General features: G+C 59.0%; 26 protein-coding genes. 13 read left to right on the forward strand and 13 right to left on the reverse strand.

The features are described 5' to 3' along the window. The first annotated feature begins 265 nt into the window (after window positions 1–265). The gene (locus IB245_RS28685; protein ID WP_008035852.1) at window positions 266–469 is read left to right on the forward strand and encodes a hypothetical protein; all 204 of its coding nucleotides are present in this window, start codon (window positions 266–268) and stop codon (window positions 467–469) included. Here IB245_RS28685 and IB245_RS28690 read toward each other — a convergent pair whose 3' ends face one another. Further along, window positions 470–709 (reverse strand): DUF2789 domain-containing protein, encoded by a 240-nt coding sequence (locus IB245_RS28690; protein ID WP_192417524.1) that lies wholly within the window; start codon window positions 707–709, stop codon window positions 470–472. 342 nt (window positions 710–1,051) lie between these two features. On the opposite strand from IB245_RS28690, the gene IB245_RS28695 reads away from it, so the two are divergent. Together IB245_RS28695 and IB245_RS28700 are read left to right on the forward strand one after the other, a co-directional pair. After that, the gene (locus IB245_RS28695; RefSeq protein ID WP_008044093.1) at window positions 1,052–1,684 is read left to right on the forward strand and encodes a hypothetical protein; all 633 of its coding nucleotides are present in this window, start codon (window positions 1,052–1,054) and stop codon (window positions 1,682–1,684) included. Further along, complete coding sequence (locus IB245_RS28700; protein WP_008044092.1) at window positions 1,677–2,255, forward strand: hypothetical protein; 579 nt, start codon at window positions 1,677–1,679, stop codon at window positions 2,253–2,255. The genes IB245_RS28695 and IB245_RS28700 overlap by 8 nt, the downstream gene beginning before the upstream one ends. 173 nt (window positions 2,256–2,428) lie before the next feature. Here the strand turns inward: IB245_RS28700 and IB245_RS28705 are convergent, their stop codons facing one another. Beyond that, complete coding sequence (locus IB245_RS28705; RefSeq protein ID WP_008044090.1) at window positions 2,429–2,659, reverse strand: hypothetical protein; 231 nt, start codon at window positions 2,657–2,659, stop codon at window positions 2,429–2,431. 158 nt (window positions 2,660–2,817) lie between these two features. Next, window positions 2,818–3,066, reverse strand: a complete 249-nt coding sequence (locus IB245_RS28710; RefSeq protein ID WP_192496340.1) for a hypothetical protein — start codon at window positions 3,064–3,066, stop codon at window positions 2,818–2,820. Window positions 3,067–3,479: 413 nt separating this feature from the next. On the opposite strand from IB245_RS28710, the gene IB245_RS28715 reads away from it, so the two are divergent. The 3 genes from IB245_RS28715 (at window position 3,480) to IB245_RS28725 (ending at window position 5,283) form a co-directional block, all read left to right on the forward strand. Further along, on the forward strand, window positions 3,480–3,950 hold the full coding sequence (locus tag IB245_RS28715) for a hypothetical protein (protein ID WP_008035847.1): 471 nt from the start codon (window positions 3,480–3,482) through the stop codon (window positions 3,948–3,950). Next, window positions 3,950–4,153, forward strand: a complete 204-nt coding sequence (locus tag IB245_RS28720; protein WP_192496341.1) for a hypothetical protein — start codon at window positions 3,950–3,952, stop codon at window positions 4,151–4,153. Before IB245_RS28715 ends, IB245_RS28720 begins: the two co-directional genes overlap by 1 nt. A gap of 116 nt (window positions 4,154–4,269) precedes the next feature. Further along, entirely contained in the window at window positions 4,270–5,283 is a 1,014-nt protein-coding gene (locus tag IB245_RS28725; protein WP_008035842.1) for an ABC transporter substrate-binding protein, read from the forward strand. Between the two features lie 255 nt (window positions 5,284–5,538). On the opposite strand, the gene IB245_RS28730 is transcribed toward IB245_RS28725, so the two are convergent. Together IB245_RS28730 and IB245_RS28735 are read right to left on the reverse strand one after the other, a co-directional pair. Continuing rightward, a complete protein-coding gene (locus IB245_RS28730; protein WP_192496342.1) occupies window positions 5,539–7,671 on the reverse strand; it encodes a TonB-dependent receptor in 2,133 nt (710 codons plus the stop codon). A gap of 85 nt (window positions 7,672–7,756) precedes the next feature. Further along, window positions 7,757–8,143: a DUF2946 domain-containing protein gene (locus IB245_RS28735; RefSeq protein ID WP_008029173.1), complete on the reverse strand. Its 387-nt coding sequence runs from the start codon at window positions 8,141–8,143 to the stop codon at window positions 7,757–7,759. A 91-nt stretch (window positions 8,144–8,234) separates the two neighbouring features. Here IB245_RS28735 and IB245_RS28740 point away from each other — a divergent pair, with 91 nt between their 5' ends. Continuing rightward, the gene (locus tag IB245_RS28740) at window positions 8,235–8,672 is read left to right on the forward strand and encodes a DUF3995 domain-containing protein (protein WP_192496343.1); all 438 of its coding nucleotides are present in this window, start codon (window positions 8,235–8,237) and stop codon (window positions 8,670–8,672) included. 114 nt (window positions 8,673–8,786) lie between these two features. Here IB245_RS28740 and IB245_RS28745 read toward each other — a convergent pair whose 3' ends face one another. The 8 genes from IB245_RS28745 to IB245_RS28780 all read right to left on the reverse strand — a co-directional run bounded on the left by IB245_RS28745 (window position 8,787) and on the right by IB245_RS28780 (window position 17,370). Further along, complete coding sequence (locus IB245_RS28745; RefSeq protein WP_008029177.1) at window positions 8,787–9,149, reverse strand: Na+/H+ antiporter subunit G; 363 nt, start codon at window positions 9,147–9,149, stop codon at window positions 8,787–8,789. Continuing rightward, entirely contained in the window at window positions 9,146–9,424 is a 279-nt protein-coding gene (locus IB245_RS28750; RefSeq protein ID WP_008029179.1) for a K+/H+ antiporter subunit F, read from the reverse strand. Before IB245_RS28750 ends, IB245_RS28745 begins: the two co-directional genes overlap by 4 nt. Beyond that, window positions 9,421–9,909 (reverse strand): Na+/H+ antiporter subunit E, encoded by a 489-nt coding sequence (locus IB245_RS28755; RefSeq protein ID WP_192496344.1) that lies wholly within the window; start codon window positions 9,907–9,909, stop codon window positions 9,421–9,423. The genes IB245_RS28750 and IB245_RS28755 overlap by 4 nt, the downstream gene beginning before the upstream one ends. Then, window positions 9,906–11,591, reverse strand: coding sequence for a monovalent cation/H+ antiporter subunit D (locus IB245_RS28760; RefSeq protein ID WP_192496345.1), 1,686 nt, complete (start codon window positions 11,589–11,591; stop codon window positions 9,906–9,908). Before IB245_RS28760 ends, IB245_RS28755 begins: the two co-directional genes overlap by 4 nt. Further along, window positions 11,588–11,932, reverse strand: a complete 345-nt coding sequence (locus IB245_RS28765; RefSeq protein ID WP_008029186.1) for a Na+/H+ antiporter subunit C — start codon at window positions 11,930–11,932, stop codon at window positions 11,588–11,590. Before IB245_RS28765 ends, IB245_RS28760 begins: the two co-directional genes overlap by 4 nt. Beyond that, complete coding sequence (locus IB245_RS28770; protein ID WP_192496346.1) at window positions 11,932–14,850, reverse strand: monovalent cation/H+ antiporter subunit A; 2,919 nt, start codon at window positions 14,848–14,850, stop codon at window positions 11,932–11,934. The genes IB245_RS28765 and IB245_RS28770 overlap by 1 nt, the downstream gene beginning before the upstream one ends. A gap of 712 nt (window positions 14,851–15,562) precedes the next feature. Then, on the reverse strand, window positions 15,563–15,847 hold the full coding sequence (locus tag IB245_RS28775) for a DUF3077 domain-containing protein (protein ID WP_192496347.1): 285 nt from the start codon (window positions 15,845–15,847) through the stop codon (window positions 15,563–15,565). Between the two features lie 503 nt (window positions 15,848–16,350). After that, the gene (locus tag IB245_RS28780; protein WP_192496348.1) at window positions 16,351–17,370 is read right to left on the reverse strand and encodes a DMT family transporter; all 1,020 of its coding nucleotides are present in this window, start codon (window positions 17,368–17,370) and stop codon (window positions 16,351–16,353) included. Between IB245_RS28780 and IB245_RS28785 the strand changes: the two genes are divergently transcribed. From IB245_RS28785 to IB245_RS28810, 6 genes are all read left to right on the forward strand, one after another. Then, window positions 17,365–17,928, forward strand: coding sequence for a helix-turn-helix domain-containing protein (locus tag IB245_RS28785; protein WP_192496349.1), 564 nt, complete (start codon window positions 17,365–17,367; stop codon window positions 17,926–17,928). The genes IB245_RS28780 and IB245_RS28785 overlap by 6 nt on opposite strands. A gap of 161 nt (window positions 17,929–18,089) precedes the next feature. Further along, window positions 18,090–18,410 carry a hypothetical protein gene (locus IB245_RS28790; RefSeq protein ID WP_008043182.1) on the forward strand — a complete coding sequence of 107 codons (321 nt, stop codon included), beginning with the start codon at window positions 18,090–18,092 and terminating at the stop codon, window positions 18,408–18,410. 216 nt (window positions 18,411–18,626) lie between these two features. After that, window positions 18,627–19,829, forward strand: coding sequence for an SfnB family sulfur acquisition oxidoreductase (locus IB245_RS28795; protein ID WP_192496350.1), 1,203 nt, complete (start codon window positions 18,627–18,629; stop codon window positions 19,827–19,829). 10 nt (window positions 19,830–19,839) lie between these two features. Continuing rightward, on the forward strand, window positions 19,840–20,268 hold the full coding sequence (locus tag IB245_RS28800; RefSeq protein WP_192496351.1) for an acyl-CoA dehydrogenase: 429 nt from the start codon (window positions 19,840–19,842) through the stop codon (window positions 20,266–20,268). Window positions 20,269–20,544: 276 nt separating this feature from the next. Further along, window positions 20,545–20,862, forward strand: a complete 318-nt coding sequence (locus tag IB245_RS28805; protein ID WP_008043188.1) for a hypothetical protein — start codon at window positions 20,545–20,547, stop codon at window positions 20,860–20,862. A 290-nt stretch (window positions 20,863–21,152) separates the two neighbouring features. Beyond that, window positions 21,153–22,556: an LLM class flavin-dependent oxidoreductase gene (locus IB245_RS28810; RefSeq protein WP_192496352.1), complete on the forward strand. Its 1,404-nt coding sequence runs from the start codon at window positions 21,153–21,155 to the stop codon at window positions 22,554–22,556. Window positions 22,557–22,566 lie beyond the last annotated feature (10 nt).

Genomic DNA, 22,566 nt, shown 5'->3' on the forward strand with positions numbered 1-22,566 from the left:
GGACCGGAGCGAGGGCATGGCGAGCATTAGCGAGCCACCGAACGAAAGGGGCAAAAGCGCTTGGTTACTTGGCGCTTTTCCAAGTGACTCGCCGTAAGGGCGAAACCAATAGCCGCCATCACCGCAGCAATGGATATGCCCCCCCAACCCCACCATTATTGCGATTCCAGCAACTAATCTATGCAACACAGTTGCTGTTTCCTCACACATGAACTCATTACCATACCTTCATAGTTAGGTTGCTAATGAAGTCAAAGAGGTCAGCATGCAAAGCAAAGTCGATGTCGCCGTCATGATCGGCAGCGGTGTGCCCGCCAGCTTACGGGCGCAGGGGCAGAGCGTCTGCTGGGTCGTGCTGCTGAACGGCGAACGCCGGGGGACGGCATTCTCCCGTCGCGATGAAGCCGAGGAGTGCAAGGCTGCCTGGTTGGCCCAATTAAGCGCCGAAGCCCCCGACAGCCTGCATTGACTAGTGAACCTGATGCATACGCAAATTCAGGTCATCAACCACCCGTGACCAATCAGCATCCTCACGCAATTGTTCTTTCAGGAAACCGGCCTGCTGCGGCGTCCAGAACTCGGCATCGATGAGCTTTTTATCATCGGGCATAGGCGAATGACTGGCGATGAAGTCATCGATGGCCTTCTCGCTGGAGTCTAGGCCGAGTTGGTCGAACAAGCCTTTCAAGTCGTGTGTAGGTGAATCCATCTGCATCTCCTTGAGGTCATTCAGTCGCATCGAGTGTGGAATCGGCAGTGCAGTGTCATTGCATCTGAGGGAGCCGCGCACCAAGAGTTCGATAGGGGTTTAGCAGCTTTCTCCGGAATCGCCACAATGATGGCAATGGGCTATTGTCTGTCAGGGCCTCAACGATTACGATGCTGTCGCGTTTTTGGCGTCACAGAGCCGCCATTCAAAGAGTTCGAACAAGGATGTAGGCGACACTCGCTCCCCCAGGATTTCCGCCTTTCAGTGCTGAATTGCCCATCCCTTGCGCGATTTTCTTTCGAGTCGACGCGTCCCCGATCCCGCATGAAAAGGATGTAAGCAGTGAAGCGTCTTGTTTATCTGATGGCCATCGCGCTTGGCCTGTCATTGACTGGTTGTGTGTCGTTCACACCGCTGGGCCCCATTGGCGAACCCTTGAACCCCGCGCCATCCACCCTTGATCGTAGTGCCGAGATCAGCGACGTCGTGATTTCCGCCCCCGATCTGGACGACAAGGTGCGTGTCGCCGGCAGCCAACAGTTGACCGAGCAGATCAGCGTCTATGTCGACAAAAGCGATTACTTCAAGCGAATCGTGGCGTTCCCGGCCAAGGCCGGCGAGGACGACGTGGTGCTCAAGTTCAACCTGACCTCGCTGGCAGGCAAACGCACCATGCACCCGGCTTACCTTCCAGGTGCGCTGTTGACCTTGACCCTCTGGATCTGGGTCGACGGTCCGATTTACGTCGACAAATACGACCTCGCGGGTGAACTGATCATCGAAGACCGTCAGGGCAAGCAACTGGCCAGGTCGGTCGAGAAGGTGAAGCTCGACAAGAATGTCGGCATGTGGAATGCCGATTATCTCAATCCCCGCCTGGGCGGTACTCAGCTGCGCGAATTGATCGCTCAATTGCTGGCCGGTGCCACCCCTCAACTGCGTACAGTGTCAAAGGAATTGGCTGCACATGAATAAGTACCTTTTGGTTTTGCTGTTGATGGCCAGCAGCGCCCTGACTGGCTGCATTTCCTACTCCCAGCACAACTTGCCACCGGTGGATCAGTGGCCACCGGCCCAGGCCCGGCAAGACAAGCCCAGTGCTTATCTGCACGTGACCATTCAGCAGAAGTTCAACGGCGAACTGTCGGGCGCCGGGGACAATGCGGCGCTGGTGGAAAAGAACATGCTGGAAACCTTCAAGGAATCCGGACAGTTCAAAAGCGTGACCACGGACAAAGTTGACTCGAACTTGTACGTCACGAGTACGTTGACCAACAACGAACAAGGCAATATCGCCAGTGCCTGGCTGACGGGATTCACGTTTTTCGTGATCCCGACTACGTACAGCAATACCTTCACGCTGGAAACGGTGTTCAAGGATCAGGAAGGCAACGTGCTGGGCAAAATCGTCAAGCAGGAGAGCACTCGCACCTGGTTGCAGATTCTGCTGATTGTCGGGGCGCCGTTCAATGAACGAGGGGACGTGTTGCTCAAGCACTTGACCCAAAGCACACTGGATGAAGCGGTCAAGCGCAAGCTGATCTGATCGATTGTCGATATGACGGCGTGCAACCTGTGCAAGGTTGGCACGCCGCTGACACCTCTCGGGCCGAGGTGCCGACCTTGTCGGCGAGGCCCGTTCTGGCCTGATACAGCGCGCTGGCGGTCATGAAAATCGCGCTGTCCAGCGCCGGCTCCCGGACTTGTCCACCCCCCATTTCAGGCTTTCAATGCCCCATCATCGACCGCAAGCTTCAGTGCCTTGGCGGCTTCCTTTGCGGCGATTTCGGCGACGTCCGAGGTTTTGAACCAACGATCCTTCTCGACCTGGTGATACGACACCGTGGTCAGCGGCGGTTTGGCGCGCATGACAATGACCGCCTGGAATTCGCCTTCGACTTCTCTGGCTTCGCCCCGGATAAAAAATTCACCGATATCAAATTCCGTCACGTAGCAGCCTTCCCCTGGAAATATCCTGTTGTGTTGAACGCCGTCCGACTTGGGAACGGGTTTCATTGGTTCGGCAGTATGGCAGTAGTTGCCTGCCGACGGCTGAGTTAAGTCGTCGGCATGACGAAACGTCTATAAGAAGGGACTGAGCGTAGCGCTTAGCGATGTAATTCGAGCTGGCGGGCGAGCGCGCATGCTTCGTTGTGGTCGCTGCGGAAACCTCTGACATGGCCAGTGGAAATTTCTTTGATGTGGAAGAACGCATTACCGGCCAGAACAACCTGAAAACGCGGTGTGGCAAGCGTTTCAGGGTCAAGTTCAGGGTGTTGAAACCCCGCCGCGTAGAGCGTCGACGGGTTGCTTGAGTAAGGCGCGAGGGGACGGGCGAAGTGTGTCAGGGTGCACATATGAAGTCCTTTTCGTTATTTTGCCGACGTGTGTACATCGATTTGGGTAGTCTCGAAGAGCATCGCTGCTCTAGAATCACCGTCACTGGTGGGCGATTGATGGTTATCTAAAGCAATTTTTTGCCGGCGATATGTCGGAAAAGTGCTTTTTTTAAAGAGTTTTTTCCCTAAGGTTGGTAATCCGTTTTTTCTGGCAGTCAGAAGGGCTTTTTCCTTCAACCTCTGACGAACTCCAGGCAAGACGACGCGAGTGACTTTCCATTAGTCTTCTTACGCCTCGCGATGAATGAGCCCTCTGCTCGTTTCAGGATTTCAACACGGGTCATTTGGCGACACCTTCGGCATTGCCGCTTTTTTCTGCTGTGCGCTGTTTGCAGGCGTGCGGCATCATTTTCAGATGTGGGGATGTTTCCTTGGCAGTAAGTAATCTCGATATGCATGCTTTGTTCGTGCTGGGTGATTTGCGCGCAAAGCTGGTCAAGCAGTTCCAGTCACGTTTTGTTTACATCACCGAACAGAACGCTGAAGGCATTTACATTGCCGAGATCGACACCGAATCAGCACTGGTGGTGGACGACAAGCCAGGCCTGAAACTTAAAGTCGGCGATCATTTCAGCGCTTCGGTTTTGCCCAGTCGCGAAGGCGGCAAGCTGGACATCAAGTTCCGCGAAATCAAACTGACGGTGTATGGCCTGGGCGATTACGCGTTCGTGACCACCGCCGACGGTCACGGGATCGTGTTCAAGGAAGGTCACAGCGTGGTGATGGTATTTGCCGCCCACCAACAATTGCAGGAAGGCCTGACCAAAACCCTGAAAGCCGTGACGGCCAAGGCCGCCAAGTGGCGCAAGGGTGAACTGGTAACCTTCAAGGCCAGCGAGTAATGCCCCTGACCCGCGCCGATTTTCACATACAGAACCAGGCCAGCGCCCAGGTGGAGGCCCAGCGACTGTTCGAGCAGAAGACCATCCTGCAAGGGGCCTGGCTGGGGTGGGTGGCGTCGCAGATCTACACGTTACGCCCGGCGGAATACGCCAGCATGGTCAGAAGAGAGCTGGCGCGCTTGCAGGAAATTTCCGAAAAATAATCCTCGCCCCTCGAAAGCAGGAACCTCTACTACAGTCAGTTGACTGAGTATTTTGAGGCTCGCGGTCTTTATCAGGCCATCCTGCTATTGCTGTGAACAGCACGAGGTGCAAAAGCATGAACGGATTTCGACGGTTGCTGGCCACTGTTCTGGTCGCTTTCGGTCTGGGTTCGCCCATTCCGGTATTCGCCGCCCAGGCGCCGATCCACTTCGCCGACCTGAACTGGGAAAGCGGCAGTCTGATCACCGATATCCTGCGGATCATTGTCGAGAAGGGCTACGGGCTGCAGACCGATACCTTGCCGGGAACGACCATCACCCTGGAAACCGCCCTGGCCAACAATGACATTCAGGTCATTGGCGAAGAATGGGCCGGTCGCAGCCCGGTCTGGGTCAAGGCTGAAGCCGAAGGTAAAGTCGCGAGTCTTGGCGATACGGTGAAGGGTGCCACCGAAGGCTGGTGGGTGCCCGAATACGTGATCAAGGGCGATCCGGCCAAGGGGATCAAACCGCTGGCCCCCGGCTTGCGCAGTGTCAGTGACCTGCCGAAATACAAGGACGTGTTCAGTGACCCGGAAAGCCCGGGCAAGGGGCGTTTCCTCAACAGCCCGATCGGCTGGACCTCGGAGGTGGTCAACAAGCAGAAGCTCACGGCCTATGGCTTGAACGACAGCTATGTGAACTTTCGCAGCGGCTCCGGGGCGGCGCTGGATGCGGAAATCAGTTCGTCGATCCGTCGTGGCAAGCCGGTCCTGTTCTATTACTGGTCGCCTACGCCCTTGCTCGGGCGCTTCAAACTGGTTCAGCTGGAAGAACCGCCGTTCGACGCCGAAGCCTGGAAAACCCTGACCGACGCCGACAACCCCAATCCGAAACCGACGCGCTCACTGCCCTCGAAGCTGTCGATTGGGGTGTCCACACCGTTCCAGAAACAGTATCCGCAGATTGCCGAATTTTTCAGCAAGGTTGATTTCCCCATCGGCCCGTTGAACAAGGCGCTGGCTGATATGAGCGAGAAACACACTCCACCGCGCCAGGCGGCGGAGGCGTTCATGAAGGCGCACCCGGATGTGTGGCAAGCGTGGGTGCCGAAGGATGTGGCGGATAAAGTCTCCGCCGAGTTGAAATGATGGGTGCCGCTGATATCACCGGACTGTAGGAGCCGGCTTGCTGGCGATTGCGGCCTCCAATTCGATGCCGAACGCTCGGGCCTCATCGCCAGCAAGCCGGCTCCTACAGTGGATCGTGTCGTTCACCTTATTCAGGCCTGCCACAACACCCCTTGTAGGAGCCGGCTTGCTGGCGATGGCGACCTCCAAACCGATACAAAACTTTCGGGCCTCATCGCCGGCAAGCCGGCTCCTACAGGGAGTGTGGATCGAGCACTAAAACCGGGTTTGCACGGCCAGCTCAAAAGTCCGCGGTGTACCCAGGTAATACGCCGGCGACACGTGCGCAAACTCGGCATACACCTCGTTGGTCAGGTTGCGTACCCGGCCAGTGACGGTGGTGTGCCGATCGACCTTGTAGCTGAGAAACGTGCCGTAAAGCGTATAGGACGGCACGGTCATCGTGTTGGCGCTGTCGGCAAACACCGAGGCGACGTAGCGCGCATCGACGCCCCCTTGCCATTGCGGCGCAAAATCATAGGTCAGCCACAGATTGCCGACCCGGTCCGGCACATTGGTCGGTGTGTTGCCCTTGCGTGAAACCACCACACCCGCAGCATTCTTCTCGGTGAACTCGTCGTACTGAGCGTCAACCCAGGCAATGTTACCTTCGGCCAACAGCTTGTCGGTGATCCGCAGCGAACTGGCCAGCTCGATGCCTTTGGACGTCTGCTGGCCCACTGGAATGCTTAGCGTCGGGTCCAGCGGATCGGTCACCGCGAAGTCTTTGCGCTCAATCGTGTACGCCGCCAGCGTCGCCGAACCGCGACCGTCCAGGTAGTCGAATTTGCTGCCGACTTCCCATTGCCTGCCGGTCGAGACATCAAAATCCTGCGTGCCGTTGGGTTGTTCGGCGGCGGTGCTGTATTGCACGTAGACGTTGGCGTCTGGGATGAACTGGTAGGTCAGGCCGACGCGACCAGTCACGGGCTCCCAGCTACGTTTGAGATGACGTGGATTGCTGGCGGTCACTTCCCGGTGGTTGGTCACGTCCAGATCGATGTCGTCGTAACGCAGGCCGGTCAGCAACGACAATTTATCGGTCAGCGCGAGGCGGTTCTCGGCGAACAGCGCCTTGGTGGTGACTTCGTTGGTCTTGTCGCTGACAAACCCCGGCCGGGTGCCCGGGATGTCGTAGAAATGCCCCGGCTGAAAGTTGTTCGGGTCGACCGTGCTTGCGCCTTTGACGTTCAGCGGCGAATTGGTGGTCTGGTTGACCTTGTACTCGAAGCCGCCGGACCAGGTGGTATCCAGGCCAAACAACGTGTTGTCGTGACGCAGTTCGAACTGGTTGCCGTTCTGCTCGCCCTGATGGCGCACCTGATACGCCGTGGAACGGTTCACCGCGCGGTTGTTGGCGCTGTACTGATAGGTTTCCAGGTTGCGGTAATCGCGCTGACTGTCGAGGTGATAAAGCGTGTTGCGCAAGGTGGTGCTGTCGTTGATCCGGTAATCGATGATCGAGCGCACCCAGATTGTGCGTTGCTCGTAACGGCCGTCCTCGACGTTGTAGTTGTTGAAGCGGTTGTGCTTGTCGATCTTCAGTTCACCGGCCTTGGGATTCAGCACCGGCGTGCCCCAGTACGGACTGTCTTCGTGTTCATCCTGATATTCCAGGGCCAGGGTGTGGGACAGGTTTGGTGTCAGGTCACTGAGCAGCGAAAACGCCACGCTCCACGCATCGCGCTCCTGGCGATCAATGTAGCCGTTGCCGGTGTTGTGGCTGACATCCAGCCGCGCGTAATGCTGCACATCCGCACCGGCTTCACTGAGCGCGTGATTAAGGCCAAACGCGGTCTCGGTGGTGTCGTAACTGCTGTAGCTGATCCGGCCTTCGACCGCTTGCTCTTCACGGGTCGCCAGTCTGGTCACGTAGTTCAGCGAACCGCCCACGGAGCCGGCGCCATTGATCAGCGATGACGGGCCGCCCACCAGTTCCACCCGATCATAGATCCACGCATCCACGGGCCGGGCAAGGCCGCCGGAGACGTTGACGCCATTGAACATCTGGGTGATCTGGCTGCTGGTGAAACCACGGTAGGAGACGAACCCGCCGAAACCCGGCGGCGCACTGGCATTCACACCGGGCAAGGTGTTGGCGGCGTCCTGGAAGTTCTGCGCGCCGTGGCGTTCGATGTCATTGCGGTTGGCAATCGCCACCGACGCCGGGGTTTCACGCACGCTCAGCCCCAGGCGCGAGGCCATGCCGCTGGATTGGTCCAGGCTCAGACCCGGCTCGGCGGGGGCTTCGCCATCAATGGTGATTGGTGCGAGGTCCACTGTGGATTGTGCCCAGGCGTTAACGGACAGGCAGCCGAACAGGCTGGCCAGCAAAGGAATGGTTTTCATCGATGAATCCTGAATGCTTGCTAGGAAACAGCGCACAGGCGAACGCCTCGCGTTGGCGAAGTGAGCTGATTGAATGGCGAAGGATTCAGGCGAACGGCGGGGCGCGGGGGTTGGCCGAAGGCCAGGTGAAGCGGGCAGGGAGGTCAGCGTTGGCGACGACCGCCAAGGGTGGGCTGTGTGTTTGCGGGAGGATCGCCAGGGTCAGGCTGGAATTGAGCGCCGGGCCCATGCCGCCGGTGGAGCACAACGGGCAGCCGAAGGCTTTCGACAGTGTCGGCAGTTGCTCTTCGGAAGTGTTTGAGGACGCAGGCGCCTGAGTGCGCGGGTCAACCGTACAGAACTGGCCACCGAGGCCGTTGAGCTGCGCCCCGACCATTTGCCCGTGACCGATGCTGCAGGCGAACACATTGAACAGGACGCAGCAATAAAGCATCCATGCAATGAGTGAGCGATCGGTTCGGGCGAGCTTCATGGGGCGGCACTTTAACATCGTTGATCAGCCGCGCACTTCTAAAAATGCCGACTAGGATGATTCTGTTAAATACTTTTCTAGGATCCTCGACATGACGTTTGTGTTGGCTCAAGGGCTGGTGACGATCTTCGCGGTGATCAGCCTGATCCATGTCTACTGGGCGTTGGGTGGCCAGTGGGCTGCCGTGGCGGCCGTGCCGCAGGTGCCGGTGGAGGGCAGCGCGAGATCGCAGCCTGCGTTCAAGCCCTCGGGGTGGTTGACGTTGCTGGTGGCTTTCGGATTGCTGCTGATTGCAGCGCTGGTGTGTTTGCGCGTTGGCTGGTGGGTGCCGGCGGTGTCCCATCAATCGCTGCAATGGGTGATCAGCGCCATCGCGATGCTGATGTTCGCCCGGGCGATTGGCGATTCGAACCTGGTGGGGTTTTTCAAGCAGATCAAGGGATCGGAATTTGCCCGGCTGGATACGTGGGTGTATTCGCCGTTGTGTGTGGTGTTGGGGGCGGGATTGTTGGCAGTTGCCTGGGTCTGAAAAGCTTCGCGGGCAAGCCTTGCTCCTACAGAGGGATGTGTGTTTACAGCCGGTCCCTGTAGGAGCGAGGCTTGCCCGCGAAGAGGCCCTGACAATCAATACAAATCTCTGAACTTAACTCCCGCTCTCAGTCCGCCGACTACTCACCTCGGCCGGCACATCATCCCCCGCCATACGCTTGCGGAACAACGCCGCCCGCGCCAGCAGCAACGTGGTCACCGGCACCGTAATCGCCAGCAGGATCGGGATCAGCCAGGCATGCAGCACCGGCCCGGACTTGAGCGCCGAAAAGTAGATGATCGACCCCAGCGCCACGCACCACGCACCCAATGTCGAGGCCAGCGCCGGCGGGTGCATGCGCTGGAAGTAATCCTTCATCCGCACCAGCCCGATCGCCCCGATCAGCGCAAAAACACTGCTGAGTACCAGCAGGATCGCCACCGGGATTTCCACCCACAGAGACAGTTCAGCGTTCATTCGATCACCTCGCCACGCAGCAGGAATTTCGCCAGGGCAAACGAGCCGACGAAGCCGAACAGCGCGATCAGCAGCGCCGCTTCGAAGTACGTGTCACTGGCATAACGAATACCCAGTGTCAGCATCATCAGCATCGCGATGATGTACAGGTAATCCAGTGCCAGAACCCGGTCCTGCGCCGACGGCCCTTTGAACAGGCGGATCAGGGTCAGGACCATCGCCAGCGAAAAAATGAACAGGCTCAGCAGAACCGCATTCGACAGCAACGGGCTCATTCGAAAATCTCCATCAACGGGCGTTCGTAGGTCACCTTGAAATGCTCGATGAACAGCACTTCGTCATCCAGATCGAAGACGTGCAGCAACAAAATGCTGCGGTCCAGCGCCAGTTCGGACCAGACCGTACCGGGCACCACCGTGCAGATCATCGCCAGTGCCGCCAGGCCGTTGGCGTCGCGCAAATCCAGCGGCACCTTGATGAACCGCGAGCGCGGCGGGCGTCGGCCGGCGTTCAAGACACCCCAGGCCACAGCAAGGTTGGAGACCAGCACGTCGCGTCCGACGATGAAGAACAAACGCAGAATCACACCGGGACGCCGAATGCGGATCGGCAGGGGGCGCAACTTGCGCATCATCAACGGCGCGCAAAACCCGAGCACGGCGCCCAGTAGCAGATTGCCGGGGCTTATCGACAGGTTCAGCACCAGCCACAACAACCACAGCGCCAGCGACAACCAAGGTGCAGGAAACAGACGCCTCATGGCTGCACCTCCGCGACGGCCGCTTTGGCTTCCGGACTCGGAACTGCCCGGGTGCCAAGCACCGCCATCACGTATTGCTGCGGATTGTTCAAGGTTTGTGCGGCGGCCTGGGTGTAACGCAGCAGCGGCTCGGCCTTGAAGGTCAGCAGAATGCTCAGGCCCAACAGCGCGATGATCGGCACGCATTCGAGCCGTCGCAGCAAGGGTGATGGCCGTTCTTCAGGCGTCCAGAAACGCTGGATGCCCAGGCGCGAGAAGGCAATCAACGACGCCAGCCCGGAGAGAATCAGCAACGCCAACAAACCCCACGCGGCGTTCGACACCGGTTCATCCGCGCCATTGCCCAGGCCCAGCGGGTTGAGCAGGGCGTGCAGTAAACCGAGTTTGCCGATAAAACCGGACAGCGGCGGCATGCCGATGATCAGCAACGCGCAAGCGATGAAGCTCAAGCCGAGAAACGCCATGGTCCAGGGAATCACCTGGCCGACCACGGCTTTCTGTTCATCGTCGAGGTTGATGCCTTTGGGCGGTTGCAGGGATTCCATCGGCCGCGCAATCAGGTCGGCGTCATCGAACAACGGCATTTCATTGGCCGAGCGCGAACGTTCGATCAACTCGGCCAGCAGGAACAACGCGCTCAACGCCAGGGTCGAGCTGACGAGATAGAACAGCGCCGCGCCGATCAGGTTCGGCTGGGCGAAACCGATGGCCGACAGCAGAATCCCCGCCGACACCAGAATGCTCAGGCTGGCCATGCGTTCCAGACGTTGCGCGGCGAGAATCGCCACGGCGGCGCAGACGATGGTTGCCATGCCGCCGTAGATCAGCCAATCGCCACCAAAGTACGCCGATGCACCGGCTTGACCGGAGAACAGCAAGGTCCACAGGCGCAGCAAGGTGTAGACGCCGACCTTGGTCATGATCGCAAACATCGCCGCCACCGGCGCGCTGGCCGAGGAATAGGCCGGCACCAGCCAGAAATTCAGCGGCCACATCCCGGCCTTGGCCAGGAACGCCACGGCGAGAATCGCCGCGCCGGCATGCAGCAAGCCGCGATCGGCTTCCGGCACCAGCGGGATTTTCAGCGCCAGGTCAGCCATGTTCAGGGTGCCGGTGACGCCGTAGATCAGCGCCGCGCCGATCAGGAACAGCGACGAGGCCAGCAGATTGATCGAGATGTAATGCAACCCCGACGACACCCGCGCCCGGCCCGAACCGTGGAGCATCAGGCCGTAAGAGGCCGCCAGCAGCACCTCGAAAAACACGAACAGGTTGAACAGGTCCGCCGTCAGGAACGCGCCATACAAACCCATCATCTGGATCTGGAACAGCGCGTGGAAACTGGAACCGGCGCCGTCCCATCGGGCCATCGCGAACAGCAGGGCGCTGACGCCGATGATCCCGGTCAGTACCAGCATCAGCGCGGACAGGCGATCGACCACCAGCACGATCCCGAACGGTACTTGCCAGTTGCCCGGCAGGTAGACGCCGATGGAGCCGGGCACATCAGTGGTTTGCGTCCATTGCAGCAACAGCACGGCGATGCCCAGCCCCAAGAGGCTGGAGAGCAGGTTGATTTTAGCCTTCAGCGGGCGGTGCTTCTCGCCCAGCATCAGCATGATGGCGGCGGTCAGCAGCGGCAACAGAATCGGTGCGGCGATCAGGTGCGTCATCGCATTCATTCTTTAGGCTCCCGGCCATCCACATGGTCGGTGCCGGTCAAGCCACGCGAAGCCAGCAGCACGACGAGAAACAGCGCGGTCATGGCGAAGCTGATCACGATGGCGGTCAGCACCAGCGCTTGTGGCAGCGGGTCGGTGTAATGCAACAGATCTTGCGGTACGCCGTCCTTGATGTTCGGCTCTTTGCCGATGAACAGACTGCCCATGCTAAAGATGAACAGATTGACGCCGTACGACAGCAGGCACAGGCCCATGACCACCTGGAACGTCCGTGGCCGTAGCACCAGCCAGACACCGGACGCGGCCAGTACGCCGATGGCGATTGCGATGACTTCTTCCATCAGACGGCTCCTTTCGTGGCGACGGATCTGGGCTGGGCAGCGGTTTTATGGCCGCGTACCGATTGGTGGCCGAGGGCGGTGAGGATCAACAGCGTCGAGCCGACCACCACCGAGTACACGCCGATGTCGAAGAACAGTGCGCTGGCGATGTGAATGTCGCCCAATACCGGCAGTTCGGCATGCCAGGTGTGGGTGGTCAGGAACGGATAACCGACCGCCATCGCCCCGAGCCCGGTGACCGTGGCAAACAGCAAACCGGTGCCCATCCAGCGCAGTGGGCGCAGGCTCATTTGTGCCTCGACCCACTGCGTGCCGGCGACCATGTATTGCAGGATGAACGCCACCGACATCACCAGCCCCGCGACAAACCCGCCGCCCGGCTGGTTGTGGCCGCGCATGAACAGGTAGATCGAGACCACGAACGCAATCGGCAACAGCATGCGCACCAGCACCGCCGGCACCATCATGAAGCCGAGCGCGGTGTCGCTGGCGTGACGCGGGTTGACCAGATCGGTGACCACGTCGGGCGCGAGCAAGCGCTGTTGCGCCGGCAGTTGCAGGCTTTCTTTCGGCGGGCGGAAGCGTCGCAACAGCGCGAACACGGTCAGCGCCACGGCCACCAGCACGGTGATTTCGCCGAGGGTATCGAAGCCACGGAAGTCCACCAGCATCACGTTGACCACGTTGCTGCCGCCACCTTCCGGCAGGGCTCGGCTGAGGTAGAACGAGGAAATGTCGTTGGGCGTCTGGCGCGTCAGCATTGCGTACGACAGCAACGCCATGCCGCCCCCGACGGCGATCGACAGCAGCAAGTCGCGCAGACGCCGGATGCGTGCCTTGCGCAGGCTGCTCGGCAGCGGCGAGACCTCTTCGATCCTTCGCGGCAACCAACGCAGGCCCAGCAGGATCAGCACCGTGGTCACCACTTCAACCACCAGTTGCGTCAGCGCCAGATCGGGCGCGGAGAACCAGACGAAGGTGACGCAGGTCATCAGTCCACAGACGCTGACCATGGTCAGTGCCGCGAGCCGGTGATACTTGGCTTGCCACGCCGCGCCGAGGGCACAGGCAATCGCCAGCAGCCACAAGGTCACGAACACAATCGAGCCCGGAATCTTCGGCCGGTCACCCCAGCTCAGGCTGCTGTGCAGCATCGGGATCAACCCGGCCAGCACGGCGGCGAGCACCATCAGGAACAGCTGGGTTTGCAGGCGTCTGGTGCTGATCCGCCGCTCCAGGCGACGGGCCAGGCGCATCATGATCACCAGGCTGCGCTCGAACAGGCGCTTGCCGTTGAACAGGCCAATCACCGGCGGGTATTTGAAACGCCCGTGCTTGAACTGGTTGCGCAGCAGCAGGTAGAGCACGATGCCGCCGGACATGGCGACCAGGCTCATGATCATCGGCGCGTTCCAGCCGTGCCAGATCGCCAGGCTGTATTCAGGCAAGGTGCCGCCGACGACGGGCAGGGCAGCGGCAGCCAGTAACGAGCCGACCACTTGCGCCGGGAAAATCCCCACGATCAGGCAGGTGAACACCAGCAATTCCACCGGCGCACGCATCCAGCGTGGCGGTTCGTGCGGGGTGTGCGGCAGGTCGGTGGCGGTCGGGCCGAAGAACACATCAACCGTGAAGCGCAGCGAATAGGCGACGCTGAACGTGCCGGCGATGGTCGCGACGATGGGCAGGGTCAACTCGATCCAGGCGGTCGCGTTGATGAACACGGTTTCGGCGAAGAACATCTCTTTCGACAGGAAACCGTTGAGCAACGGCACGCCAGCCATTGAGGCGCTGGCGACCATGGCCAACGTCGCGGTGAACGGAATCAGTTTGATCAGGCCGCTGAGCTTGCGAATGTCGCGTGTGCCGCTTTCGTGGTCGATGATCCCGGCGGCCATGAACAGCGATGCCTTGAAGGTGGCATGGTTGAGGATGTGAAACACGGCGGCCACGGCAGCCAGTGGACTGTTCAGGCCCAGCAGCAGGGTGATCAGGCCGAGGTGGCTGATGGTCGAGTACGCGAGCAGGCCTTTGAGGTCGTTCTGGAACATCGCGCAGTACGCGCCGAGTAACAGGGTGCAGGCACCAGCGCCGCTGACGATGTAGAACCATTCCTCGCTGCCGGACAACGACGGCCACAGCCGCGCCAGCAGAAACACCCCGGCCTTGACCATGGTCGCCGAGTGCAGATAAGCAGAGACCGGTGTCGGCGCCGCCATCGCGTGGGGCAGCCAGAAGTGGAAGGGGAATTGCGCGCTTTTACTCAGGGCGCCGATCAGAATCAGGGGCAGCAGAAGAGGGTAGAGGGCATGTGCGCGAATCAGATCGCCGGCGGCCAGGACCTTGTCCAGGTCATAGCTGCCGACCACATGGCCAAGCAACATGACCCCCGCCAGCAGGCACAAACCGCCCGCGCCAGTGACCATCAGCGCCATGTAAGCGCCGCGTCGCGCATCGGCGCGATGGTGCCAATAGCCGATCAACAGGAATGAAAAGAGGCTGGTCAGCTCCCAGAAAAACACGATCTGGATCAGGTTGCCGGAAATCACCAGGCCGAGCATGGCGCCCATGAACGCCAGGAAAAACGCGAAGAACCGCGGCACCGGATCGTCCGGCGACATGTAGTAGCGAGCGTACAACGACACCAGCGTGCCGATGCCCAGCACCAGCATCGAGAACAGCCAGGCAAACCCGTCCATGCGCAGAACGAAGTTCAGGCCGAGGCTGGGTAGCCAGAAAAACTCTTCGCGAATGACGCCACCATGGGCGATCTGCGGGTACAGGAGTGCGACCTGGACGGTGCCTATGAGGGCAACGACGCCAGCCAACAAAGATTCAGTGTTACGCGCGTTGTGCGGCAGCACGGCTGCCAGACAGCTGCCGACAAAGGGCAGAAGCAGTAGAACTATCAGGGACATAGGCTTCTAATCTGCGGAAGTTTGTGAAGCATCATACGTGCCAGTCCCCGGATCACCAAACGGCAAGCTGTGGCAGAATCCTACAAGGTAGACGGAAAATGCCTGATTCACATTGTTTCAGAGGGCTGTGTTCAGTGGGGCTGGACCCTTTGTGAGCCGGCTTGCTGCGGGCGGCGTTCCGACGATGGTGTACTTATGGCTGGCGTGTTTTTTTGATGGTGTACATATCCATTGCTGCGGTAACGGCCACTATTGGTTTCGCCCTTACGGCGAGTCACTTGGAAAAGCCCCAAGTAACCAAGGGCTCTTGCCCCTGTCGTTCGGTGCCTCGCTGTGGCTCGGCATGCCCTCGCTCCGGTCCTGCTCCGTGGGCCCGCCGCCATCGGCCATCCATGGCCGGGGGCGGCTAACCCGGCATCCATGCCGGGTTGCCCACTGCGCAGAACCTGCGCTCGGCCTCTCGAGGGGGCGCTCAGATCAAAAGCGGAAGGCGAGCTAACGCTCGGCCTGATGAGTGGTGGAAATCAAAAGCGTACGCGATTTCCTGTAGGAGCGAGGCTTGCCCGCGAAAAACGACCGGACGACGCGTTCATTCAGACAGCCCGCGTTATCGTCCATCGCCGGCAAGCCGGCTCCTACAGGAGGGATGTGTACATGGCGACCAGCAACACCGGAATATCGCAATCATTGTTGGTCATCTATATGTGCGGGTTCATGCGTCACCTTCCGCTTGAGCGGCGTGCATGCCGTCAATAGAGGCCTGCACCAGTGAACGCGCGGTGCCGATCATATGTTTGCTCGCCCAACGCAGGGTTGCGACGTGCTCCGGTAGCGTTGCGTTGGGAGCTTGATGGGCGAGGGCTTCGGCGCAGCTGAGGTAGACCGAGGCATGTTCCAGGGCGTCGAGCAGCGGGATGTCGGGTTGTACAGCGAAGAGGTGAAGGTCGACGTGGTCGCACGGGGCGAAAGGTGTGTGTTTTGTGGTTGCGTTGGTCATTGGTGTAACTCCTTAGATATCAAGAGCCGCCACCAGGTCGCCGTCAAACGAAGGGGTGGCAACTGTGCGCAGGTTGACGGACCGGTCTAAGGTACCCGGCGCACCCGGAAGTGCCCCGCGCACAGTCACCATTAAGCTTTGTACCGAGCACGTAAGTGCACGAGCAAAGTTGGAAGACAATGCACACCTTAGTACCGCCGAGCCGTCAAACCCGATCACGAATGAGTCGTGACAGGCGCGAGGATAGGGAGTGAGGGCCAGTCAGTCAACCGGCGAAAGGCCGGAAACAGCTGCACTTCTTGTAGGCTTATTCCGGCCATGCTTTCGTGCGTTTTAATACGTGGCTGACCTATCCGGTTCTTGCCAGAGTGTTCGCGGGGTGGGCGTCTGGCCCCTTCGCAAGCAAGCCCGCTCCCACATTTGATCCATGGTGCACAGGAGATCAAATGTGGGAGCGGGCTTGCTCGCGAAGACGATTTATCAGGCGCTTCAAATCTTGAGGTTTACCCCTGAGTTTCGCGCTCCAACTCTTCCTCGACCGCAGCAGCCTTACCCTTGGTCTTCAACTCACTCACAATCACTGCCGCCACAATCAACCCCGCGCCCACCAACGCAATCGCCGGCAACCGCTCCCCGGCGATTCGCCCGACGATTCCGGCCCACACCGGTTCACCGGCATAGATCAACGTCGCCCGCGTCGGCGAAACGCTCTTCTGCGCCCAGTTCATCGCCACCTGAATCGCCGCGCTCGCCGCGCCGAGGCCGAGGGCGCTGCACAGCAATAACCATGAAAAGTCAGGAATGACTTCCTGAGTCGGCACCACCAACAAGAATGACAACACCGAAGTGGTCGCCAATTGCACCACTGTCACCCGGCGCACATCGACCTGGCCCGCGTAGGTGCTGATCAGAATAATCTCCGCGGCAATCGCGATGGCGCTGATCAGCGTGGCGATTTCACCCGGACTGAAGTTGAACGAAGCGCCCGCTGGCCCCGACAGCAACATCAACCCGGTAAACGCCAGCATGATCCCGATGCTCGGCATCAACCCCGGGCGCCGCCCCAGCACCAGCCATTGCAGCAACGGCACGAAGGGTACGTACAGCGCGGTAATAAAGGCCGACTGACTGCTTGGAATGCTCTGCAGCCCGACGGTCTGCAAACCGTAACCGAGCATGATCGCCACGCCGATAAAGGCGCCGGCCTTGAGTTCGAACAGGGTCATTTCCCGCAGATGACGCCAGGAGAACAGGGCGACGATGCACGCGGCGGCGGCAAAGCGCAGGCCGACGAAGAACATCGGGCCGCTGACGGTCATCGCGTGCTGCACCAGCAAGAAGGTCCCGCCCCAGACCATGGTGATCAGCACCAGCACGCACTCGGCCTTGCTGAACTTGCGGGAAGAAGCCGGGGAAGAGTTCAACGACGTCATGACCTTGCGCGCTACCTGAGGGCGACGCACAATGCGCCGAATGTTGCGCAGTATACTGCCCAACTCCGACAAGTGAGCAATATAGTGCACAAAGATTCAACGCAGCGGGCTTCGGTCCTTCAGCACGTCAGCCTGAACGTTCGGCGTCTGCGCCACGCCGCCGACATGAGCCAGACCGCGCTCGCCGAGAAGTCCGGGGTCAGCCGCCGGATGCTGGTGGCCATCGAGGCCGGCGAGAAGAACGTCAGCCTGACCACCCTCGACCGCGTGGCCGAAGCGCTGGATGTGGCCTTCAGCGACCTGATCCAGGCGCCGGACGCCCGCGACCCGAGCCGCATCAACGAAGTGGCCTGGGCCGGGGTGATTCCGGGCAGCAAAGCCGTGTTGTTGTCCAAAGCCACCGCCACCCGCGAAGTGGAACAGTGGGAGTGGTGCCTGCAACCAGGGGAGATTTATCCGTCGCAACCGGATGCAGAAGGTTGGAGCGAACAGATCTACGTGTTCGAAGGTTGCCTGACTCTGATGGTGCGCGACACGCCGCATAACATCGGCGCGGGGGAGTTTTTCATGTTCGCCAGCAACCAGCCTCATTCCTATCGCAACGATGGGGAAGTGGCGACGCGATTTGTGCGAAATGTGGTGATCTGATTTCGGATACCGCTCATCTGAAATGATGCGCTACCTGTTATTTATGACAGTAGGCGGGCGGGGTGATTGTTCTTTAAATATCGTTCAGTACGTTGTACTCGTGACTTGCCCTGACTGCCGGGTAGGGTTTGCCCGACCGTCCACTGAACGGAGTTGGATAAATGGCTTTATTACCAGCGCTCCAAATGAAAGAAGCTGTAGGTGGGGTGATTAAACTTACAGATGTTCCGGCGGATGGCGCTACGGCCCTCATTCCTGAGCCCGACAATAATTTTCCCCGTGAAGATGTCAGCGTGTTTATTGAGCGTCAGGAGTATCTGCTGAAGCTCGGCGTGCCGACCGATGGCTATTATCAAGTAAAAGTGCCAAAAAGTACTTTGCTTGATCATGTAGGGCCGAACAAACAGTTCAAATACATCATCTGGCATGACGCGACCGGAGACCTCTCTGATTCAATAAATTACGAGATCTTGCGTTCTTGATTGAATGGAATAGCAAAGCGCTCGACCTCTACCAAAGGGTCGAGCGTTTTGCTGTCAGAAGTGTTTGTCGAGCAACAGTAAATCCACAGATTGTCTCGCTTCATTTAGTTAAGTTATTTAAGTTTTGCCGGTAACGTACTGATTAATAAAGATTAAAAATATTGGCACGACTTCTGTAGAGGTGTTTGGGTATTCAACTGACGCTGGAGTCGCGTAATGACAATCTCAGCCCAACCCCCTCGCACCGTCCACGTCATCCATTCGGATGCCGAGGCAATCGCCGTCGCTCACAAACTCGCTGCACGCTTCGCCATCGAGGCCAGCGTGCGTGATCGCGAGCGCCGCTTGCCGGTTGCCGAGCTCGACGAGTTTTCCGCCAGCGGCCTCTGGGGCATCACCGTTCCCAAGGCTTACGGTGGCGCCGGTGTTTCCTACGTGACCGTCGCCGAAGTGATCAAGATCATTTCGGCCGCCGACTCTTCCCTCGGCCAGATCCCGCAAAACCACCTCGGCGTGCTCGACATCCTGCTGCAAACTGCCACCGAAGAGCAGAAGCGTTACTACTTCGGCAAAGTCCTGCAGGGTTACCGCTTCGGCAACGCCTTCTCCGAAGCCAAAAGCAAAAACGCCGGGGCCTTCGAAACCCGCATTCGTTTCGACAAGGACACCGCGCAGATCGACGGCGAGAAGTTCTACTGCACCGGCGCGCTGTTTGCGCACATCGTCCCGGCGGTGGCGGTCAACGAGCAGAACCAGGCGTTCATCGCGTTCATCGAGCGCGACAATCCCGGCCTGACCGTGATCGACAGTTGGGACGGTTTTGGCCAGCGCACCACCGCCAGCGGCGGCGTCACGTTGAATGCGGTGAAGGTGCCGTTGAACGCGGTGATCCCGGCTCACAAAGCGTTCGACGAACCCACCGCCGACGGCCCGATTTCACAGATCATCCAGGCCGCAGTGGACACTGGCATTGCTGTCGGCGCGCTGGAAGAAACCAAGCGCTATGCCCGTGAATCCCGGCCATGGATCGACAGCGGACAGGATCACGGTTGGCAGGACCCGTTCAGCATCGCCGCCATCGGCGACCTCGAATGGCGGGTCCACGGCACCGAAGCGATCCTCAAGAAAGCCGGGCTAGCCATCGACGCGGCGTTGCTCAATCCCAATGACGACACGGTGGCCCACGCGTCGGTGGTGGTCGCCCAGGCCAAAGTTCTCTCTGCGGAAATCGCGCTGCTCGCCAGCAGCAAACTTTTCGAACTGGCCGGGACCCGCTCGGTGCTCGGCAAGCACAACCTCGACCGCCACTGGCGCAACGCCCGCACGCATACGCTGCACGATCCGGCACGCTGGAAATACCACCTGATCGGCAACTACCTGCTCAACGGCGTCAAGCCTGCGCGCCACGCCTGGAACTGAGGAGTCCACCATGAATGCCTTGACCCAACCGATTGCTGCCGGGCAACCCCTGGCCAAGAGTCAGCACGATTTGCACAACGCCCGCAGTTTGCTCGATGCGACCCTGCGCTTCGTTCGTCAGCAGAGCAAAACCACGGACGATCCGTTTGTCATCAGCCGTTTCGGCGATGTGCACATCCGCATCGAAGTTGCCGCCGCGCTGCTCGAACGTGCGGAAGAATTCTTGAATAGCCATGAAGACGCCACTGAGGTCAGCGTCGCCATTGCCGAGTCTCACCTTGCCAGTGCAGAGGCGCTGAGCGCGGTCAGCGATGCTGAATTCGAACTGACTGGGCAGCGCACTGTGTTGGCTGGATCTCTGCAGGACCCGTTGCGCTGGAAGCTTCACCTTATTGGCAATTTTCGACTGAATGGCATTCATCCGGCGAAGTTTTCTTAGGTAGCTTCCGGACAAATAAAAAAGTTTTTCGATAACAACTCCAAGCCTGTCGCAATGACAGGCTTTGTCGTAGCCGAATTCGTGCTCGACGCGGCCAGTTAAACCTCCGTTACCACTCGTCTGAAACGCATGTTGACCTGTTATTTCTGACAGTAGACGCCCTCGCATTACCGGTTTTATATATAAGTCAGTGCAAGTGCATGCACTAACCCAGATTGGGTGTCGAAATCCGAGCCAATCCGAAAGTTATATTTGATTTTTAAAGGGAAGTGCGAAATGTCAAACGAACTGGATGCTCCAAAGGTGGAAGTAACGAAGTTTAATTTTGAAATTTCTACTCCTCCGTCGACTAATAAAAATGCGAAAAAAGGTCAGCTTGTCCATGGCTGGTTTAAGCCAGGGGAACTTAATTATTTTTCGTTAGGTACACACGAAGTGAAAAAAGATGGCGGGCAAGCAAATTTTACAATTGAAAAGAACCACGAAAAGCTAAAGGGCCAAAAAACTGTAGCGTTTAGATATGATCTGGAAAATGCAGACGGCAGTGAGCGGCATAAGTCGACTGCCGTTACAGTTGCAAACCCTGGTTCTTGATTATTAATAGTTGATATGCAAATAAGTGCTCTTGTCTGCCTGCAGATTCGAGCGCTTTCAACCGCAGGTGTTGCTCTGCAAACAGTTGTTCAGCATTTTGTGTTGTCAGATGGATTCCTGCTTCTTGTCGTACGGCATGAAGTGTCGAAGTTTAGTGGCTTATCTATTATGGCGCGACTCCTGCATTAGGACTCTCATATCCATCAGGAGTCCGAAAGTCATGTTGTCCACTTCTGCTATTCCCCGTTTTAATCGCACTATCGCCTGCGCGGTTTCAGGAGTATTGCCTGATGCCTCGTGAAATCCGCCTCAACGCTTTCGACATGAACTGCGTCGGTCACCAGTCGCCCGGTTTATGGGCGCACCCACGGGACCGCTCATGGCAGTACAAAGACCTCGAATACTGGACCGACCTGGCGAAAATTCTCGAGCGCGGCAAGTTCGACGGATTGTTCATCGCCGACGTGCTCGGCATCTACGACGTCTACAACGGCAACGGTGATGCGGCGATCCGTCAGGCGGCGCAGGTGCCGGTCAACGATCCGTTGCAACTGATTCCGCCGATGGCGCTGGTCACCGAACATCTAGGTTTTGGCCTGACTGCGTCGCTGTCGTTTGAACACCCGTATCCGTTCGCCCGACGCCTGTCGACCCTCGATCACCTGACCAAGGGTCGCGCCGGCTGGAACATCGTCACCTCGTACCTGGAGAGTGGCGCGAAGAACCTCGGGCAGAAAAACCAGACTGAACACGACGCCCGCTACGACTTCGCCGAAGAGTACCTGGAGGTTTGCTACAAACTCTGGGAAGGCAGTTGGGAAGAGGGCGCGATCCTGCGGGATCGCGAGCGTCGGATTTTCAGTGACCCGAGCAAAATCCATGAGATCCAGCACGTCGGCAAACACTTCCAGGTGCCGGGCATTCACCTCTGCGAACCGTCACCGCAACGCACGCCCGTGTTGTACCAGGCCGGGGCATCGAGTCGCGGCAAGCAGTTCGCCGCTGAACATGCCGAATGCGTGTTTGTGGCAGCGCCGTCGAAAGTGCTGCTGAAAAAGACCGTGGCCGACATCCGTCGTCGCGCCGCCGAGGCCGGGCGTGATCCGTCGAAGATCCTGATCTTCAACCTGCAAACGGTGATTCTCGGCGAGACCGACGCCAAGGCCAAAGCCAAATTCGAGGAATACAAAACCTGGGTTAGCTACGAAGGTGCGATGGCATTGATTTCGGGCTGGACCGGGATCGATTTCAGTCAGTTCAAACCGGATGAACCGCTCAAGCATGTGCACACCAACGCCATTCAATCGGCGGTGGAAGCGTTCTCCACGGCCGATCCGAACAAGGTCTGGACGCCGAATGAACTGGCGGACTGGGTCGGAATTGGCGGGTTTGGTCCGCTGTTTGTCGGCAGCCCCGAGACGGTTGCCGATCTTTTGCAGGAGTGGGTTGAAGAGACCGATGTGGACGGCTTCAACCTGGCCTATGCGCTGACGCACGAAACCTTTATCGACGCCGTGGAACTGCTGGTGCCGGAGTTGCAGAAGCGTGGGGTCTACAAGACCGAGTACGCACCGGGGACCTTGCGCGAGAAGTTGTTCGGGGAGGGCGCGCGGTTGCCGGAGATACATCCGGGAGCGGGGTATCGGGATTTGGCGGGGTTGCGGCAGCAGGAGAGGAAGGTGGTGTCTGCCTAGACGCCATCGT

Origin of the sequence: Pseudomonas sp. PDM02 (assembly GCF_014852285.1) — a bacterium.
Classification (GTDB): domain Bacteria; phylum Pseudomonadota; class Gammaproteobacteria; order Pseudomonadales; family Pseudomonadaceae; genus Aquipseudomonas; species Aquipseudomonas migulae.

Excerpts from the sequence above, each read along its gene's own strand:
- IB245_RS28810 (WP_192496352.1), top strand. The coding sequence starts at position 21,153 with ATGCCTCGTGAAATCCGCCTCAACGCTTTCGACATGAACTGCGTCGGT.
- IB245_RS28775 (WP_192496347.1), bottom strand. The coding sequence starts at position 15,847 with ATGACCAACGCAACCACAAAACACACACCTTTCGCCCCGTGCGACCAC.
- IB245_RS28740 (WP_192496343.1), top strand. The coding sequence starts at position 8,235 with ATGACGTTTGTGTTGGCTCAAGGGCTGGTGACGATCTTCGCGGTGATC.
- IB245_RS28750 (WP_008029179.1), bottom strand. The coding sequence starts at position 9,424 with ATGAGCCCGTTGCTGTCGAATGCGGTTCTGCTGAGCCTGTTCATTTTT.
- IB245_RS28795 (WP_192496350.1), top strand. The coding sequence starts at position 18,627 with ATGACAATCTCAGCCCAACCCCCTCGCACCGTCCACGTCATCCATTCG.
- IB245_RS28690 (WP_192417524.1), bottom strand. The coding sequence starts at position 709 with ATGGATTCACCTACACACGACTTGAAAGGCTTGTTCGACCAACTCGGC.
- IB245_RS28710 (WP_192496340.1), bottom strand. The coding sequence starts at position 3,066 with ATGTGCACCCTGACACACTTCGCCCGTCCCCTCGCGCCTTACTCAAGC.
- IB245_RS28725 (WP_008035842.1), top strand. The coding sequence starts at position 4,270 with ATGAACGGATTTCGACGGTTGCTGGCCACTGTTCTGGTCGCTTTCGGT.
- IB245_RS28755 (WP_192496344.1), bottom strand. The coding sequence starts at position 9,909 with ATGAGGCGTCTGTTTCCTGCACCTTGGTTGTCGCTGGCGCTGTGGTTG.
- IB245_RS28770 (WP_192496346.1), bottom strand. The coding sequence starts at position 14,850 with ATGTCCCTGATAGTTCTACTGCTTCTGCCCTTTGTCGGCAGCTGTCTG.
- IB245_RS28730 (WP_192496342.1), bottom strand. The coding sequence starts at position 7,671 with ATGAAAACCATTCCTTTGCTGGCCAGCCTGTTCGGCTGCCTGTCCGTT.
- IB245_RS28745 (WP_008029177.1), bottom strand. The coding sequence starts at position 9,149 with ATGAACGCTGAACTGTCTCTGTGGGTGGAAATCCCGGTGGCGATCCTG.
- IB245_RS28685 (WP_008035852.1), top strand. The coding sequence starts at position 266 with ATGCAAAGCAAAGTCGATGTCGCCGTCATGATCGGCAGCGGTGTGCCC.
- IB245_RS28790 (WP_008043182.1), top strand. The coding sequence starts at position 18,090 with ATGGCTTTATTACCAGCGCTCCAAATGAAAGAAGCTGTAGGTGGGGTG.
- IB245_RS28805 (WP_008043188.1), top strand. The coding sequence starts at position 20,545 with ATGTCAAACGAACTGGATGCTCCAAAGGTGGAAGTAACGAAGTTTAAT.
- IB245_RS28700 (WP_008044092.1), top strand. The coding sequence starts at position 1,677 with ATGAATAAGTACCTTTTGGTTTTGCTGTTGATGGCCAGCAGCGCCCTG.
- IB245_RS28765 (WP_008029186.1), bottom strand. The coding sequence starts at position 11,932 with ATGGAAGAAGTCATCGCAATCGCCATCGGCGTACTGGCCGCGTCCGGT.
- IB245_RS28720 (WP_192496341.1), top strand. The coding sequence starts at position 3,950 with ATGCCCCTGACCCGCGCCGATTTTCACATACAGAACCAGGCCAGCGCC.
- IB245_RS28735 (WP_008029173.1), bottom strand. The coding sequence starts at position 8,143 with ATGAAGCTCGCCCGAACCGATCGCTCACTCATTGCATGGATGCTTTAT.
- IB245_RS28760 (WP_192496345.1), bottom strand. The coding sequence starts at position 11,591 with ATGAATGCGATGACGCACCTGATCGCCGCACCGATTCTGTTGCCGCTG.
- IB245_RS28800 (WP_192496351.1), top strand. The coding sequence starts at position 19,840 with ATGAATGCCTTGACCCAACCGATTGCTGCCGGGCAACCCCTGGCCAAG.